3 protein-coding genes are annotated in these 3,300 nt (G+C 72.2%); all 3 read right to left on the bottom strand.

Annotated features, from left to right (window positions below):
- Nucleotides 1–6: 6 nt before the first annotated feature.
- The 3 genes from lysA to ALMP_RS32515 all read right to left on the bottom strand — a co-directional run bounded on the left by lysA (nucleotide 7) and on the right by ALMP_RS32515 (nucleotide 3,258).
- A complete protein-coding gene (lysA, locus tag ALMP_RS32525) occupies nucleotides 7–1,398 on the bottom strand; it encodes a diaminopimelate decarboxylase (protein ID WP_264934989.1) in 1,392 nt (463 codons plus the stop codon).
- Between the two features lie 15 nt (nucleotides 1,399–1,413).
- Entirely contained in the window at nucleotides 1,414–2,487 is a 1,074-nt protein-coding gene (gene nrtL / locus ALMP_RS32520) for an ArgS-related anticodon-binding protein NrtL (RefSeq protein ID WP_264934987.1), read from the bottom strand.
- A gap of 246 nt (nucleotides 2,488–2,733) precedes the next feature.
- Nucleotides 2,734–3,258 (bottom strand): response regulator, encoded by a 525-nt coding sequence (locus ALMP_RS32515; RefSeq protein WP_375803559.1) that lies wholly within the window; start codon nucleotides 3,256–3,258, stop codon nucleotides 2,734–2,736.
- Nucleotides 3,259–3,300: the final 42 nt, after the last annotated feature.

Genomic DNA, 3,300 nt, shown 5'->3' with positions numbered 1-3,300 from the left:
GTCCGGTCAGCCGACGTCGAGACGGAGGAGATCCTCCTCCGTCTCCCGGCGGACGATCACCCGGGCCTCACCGTCGTTCACGGCGACGACGGGCGGCCGGAGCACATGGTTGTAGTTGCTCGCCATGGACCGGCAGTAGGCACCCGTCGCCGGTACGGCGATCAGGTCGCCCGGCGCCAGGTCGGCCGGCAGGAACGCGTCCCTGACCACGATGTCCCCGCTCTCGCAGTGCTTGCCGACGACCCGGGCGAGCATCGGCTCGGCGTCGGAGGTGCGGGAGACGAGGGCGACGCTGTACTCGGCGTCGTACAGCGCGGTCCGGATGTTGTCCGACATCCCGCCGTCGACGGAGACGTACGTCCGCAGTCCGTCGAGGGGCTTGATGGTGCCGACCTCGTAGAGCGTGAAAGCGGTCGGCCCGACGATGGCACGGCCGGGCTCGACGGAGATCCGCGGAGTCCGCAGCCTGGCCGCCTCGCACTCACGGGTGACGATCTCGGTGAGCGCCTTGGCGATCTCGTGGGGTTCACGCGGGTCGTCGTCACTGGTGTACGCGATACCGAGACCGCCGCCGAGGTCGATCTCGGGCAGCTCGACGCCGTGCTCGTCGCGGATGTCCTTCAGCAGCCCGACCACACGGTGCGCGGCGACCTCGAACCCGGACATGTCGAAGATCTGCGAGCCGATGTGGGAGTGGATCCCGATGAGCTCCAGCCCGTCGAGCTGGAGGGCGCGCCGTACGGCTTCCGCCGCCTGCCCGCCGGCCAGCGGGATGCCGAACTTCTGGTCCTCGTGCGCGGTGGCGATGAACTCGTGGGTGTGCGCCTCGACGCCGACGGTGACCCGGATCTGCACCCGCTGCCGCGTGCCGAGGTCACGCGCGATGTGCGCGACGCGCACGATCTCCTGGAAGGAGTCGAGGACGATCCGCCCGACGCCGGCCTCGATGGCGCGGCGGATCTCCGCGGGCGACTTGTTGTTGCCGTGGAAGGCGATGCGGTCGGCGGGCATCCCGGCGGACAGGGCGGTGGCGAGTTCGCCGCCGGAGCAGACGTCGAGGTTGAGTCCCTCCTCGTGCAGCCAGCGCACGACGGCCCGGGACAGGAACGCCTTGCCGGCGTAGAAGACGTCGGCGTCAGTGCCGAAGGCGCCGCGCCAGGCACGGGCGCGCCCCCGGAAGTCGGTCTCGTCGATGACGTAGGCGGGGGTGCCGAACTCCTCGGCGAGCTGCTTGACGTCGATCCCACCGACGCTGACGACGCCGTCGGCGCCGCGGGTGACGGTCTGCGCCCACACCTTGGGGTCGAGGAAGTTGAGGTCGGCGGGCGGGGCGGAGTAGTGGCCCTCGGGGAGGACGTCGGCGTGACGGGGCCCGGCGGGGTGTGCGGAACGGCTCATCTTGGGCGTGCTCTTTCAGAGATGGTCTGGTGCGTCGATGCCGAGCAGGGACAGGCCGCCGGCCAGCACCGTCCCGGCGGCGTCGGCAAGAGCCAGCCGGGCGCGGTGGGCGGCCGAGGGTTTCTCCTCCCCCTGGGGCAGCACGGTCAGGAGGAGGGGCAGCGTGGCATCGGCGACGGCCAGGAGATGCCGGGTGAGACGGGAGGGGGCGGAGGGGTCGAGGACCGTGTCCGCGCTGGTGGTGGCGGTGACGGTGACGGTGGCGAGGACGCGCGGGTGGTCCGCGAGGAGCGGAAGGAGGGAGCGGGCCGCGTCGCCGTGGCAGGTGGCGGGGCCGGACTCCGCGGCGGTGAACCCGAGGTCGGCGGCGTTACGGCTGACGGCACGGGTGCGGGCGTGGGCGTACCGCACCCGGAAGAGCGGGTTGCTCTCGCGCTGTACGAGGTGATCGGCGCTGACACGGGGCCGGTCGTGCGGGGCGGGATGCAACAGCGCCCAGCGGGCGGCGTCGGGGCCGAGGGGGGTGGGGTCCTCGGGGGCGGCCAGAGGCCGAAGCCAGAAACCGCCGCGGTTGCCGTCGTTGTGGCTGCTGCTGTTGCCGCTGTTGCCGTCCTGTGGACTCTGGTGCTCGATCTCGACCCGTCCGCCCTGTGAGGCGACGATCCGCGTCAGGGCGTCGGCGAGGACCTCGGCCCGCACCTCGTACGGCACGCGCAGCGGGAAGATCCGTCCGGCGAGGGTGTCGGTGTGGCCGTAGCGCGGGCCGTCGCGCAGGATCCGCCGGACGAGGGCGGAGACGGCGGCGGAGCGGTCCAGGCTGATGTTGAGGAAGCCGGGGCCGGTGATCTCGACGTCGGTGACGCCTTCGGCGCGGGCGAGGTACGGCCGCAGCACCTCGGCGACGAGCAGCGGCGGCTGCCCGGCGGGCCGGGCGAGCTGAAGGGCGACGTTGGTCGCGTAGTCCCCACGCCCTCCGGGCCCCGGCGGCGCGACGGCCACCCGAGCGGGAACGGCCACGCTCAGCTCTCCGGCGTCCACGGCACGCCGTACTGCGTGCAGCACGGTCCGAGAGAGCTCGACGGGGGTCACGGGGACAAGCGTAGGGGAGGAGGGGGGTGGGTGAGCGAGCCGGTTTGCGGAGGTTCCGGCATATGGACGGCGTGAGCGCTTGTGCCGGCCGCCTGGCACGGCTGGTCCGCTGCCTGGCAACCCGGCTACTCGTCGGTGGGGACGCCGGGCCCGTCCCGCTACCTGGCTACTCACCGACCGGGACCTGGCCCGCCCCGCCGCCCGGCTACTCACCGACCGGAACGCCTGGCCCGTCCCGCCGCCCGGCTACTCGCCCGCGGGTCCGTTGCTGACCGCCACGCCCGTCCCCGGGCCGAGGACGGTCCCCTGCCCCGTCTTCCTCTCTCCCCTCGTCTCTCCCCTCGCGCCGTCCATGAGCCGCCGCACGAGGCTGACGAGTTCGGCGGGTTCGAAGGGCTTGGGCAGGAAGGCGTCAACGCCGACTTCGAGGCCGGCCTCGATCTCGTACTGCGTACAGGCGCTGATGATGGCGAGCGGAAGGTCGTGGGTGCGGGGGTCCGCCCGCAGCCGGGCGGCGGTGCGGAGCCCGTCCAGCCGTGGCATGACGACGTCGAGGGTCACCAGATCGGGCCGCACCTGATGAACGACATCCAGACACTCGGCACCATCGCACGCGGTCACGACCTCGAGGCCCTCCAGCTCGAGATTGACCCTGATCAGCTGCCGGATGACCTTGTTGTCGTCCACAACAAGCACCCGGCCGGACGCGCCTGGCACACCTCGAGAGTAGGTCGGCACCGGCCACCGCGTCCGGGTTTTCCCCACTTCCACCCCCTGCGAGCGTTCAGCCCCTCCCGCCCGCCCACCCAAACT

It is taken from the genome of Streptomyces sp. A012304, from assembly GCF_026008495.1.
In the GTDB taxonomy this organism is placed as follows: Bacteria; Actinomycetota; Actinomycetes; order Streptomycetales; family Streptomycetaceae; genus Streptomyces.
The sequence above is the reverse complement of the archived record's forward strand: the minus strand, read 5'-3'. Positions and strand labels throughout refer to the sequence as shown.

Excerpts from the sequence above, each read along its gene's own strand:
- lysA (WP_264934989.1), bottom strand. The coding sequence starts at position 1,398 with ATGAGCCGTTCCGCACACCCCGCCGGGCCCCGTCACGCCGACGTCCTC.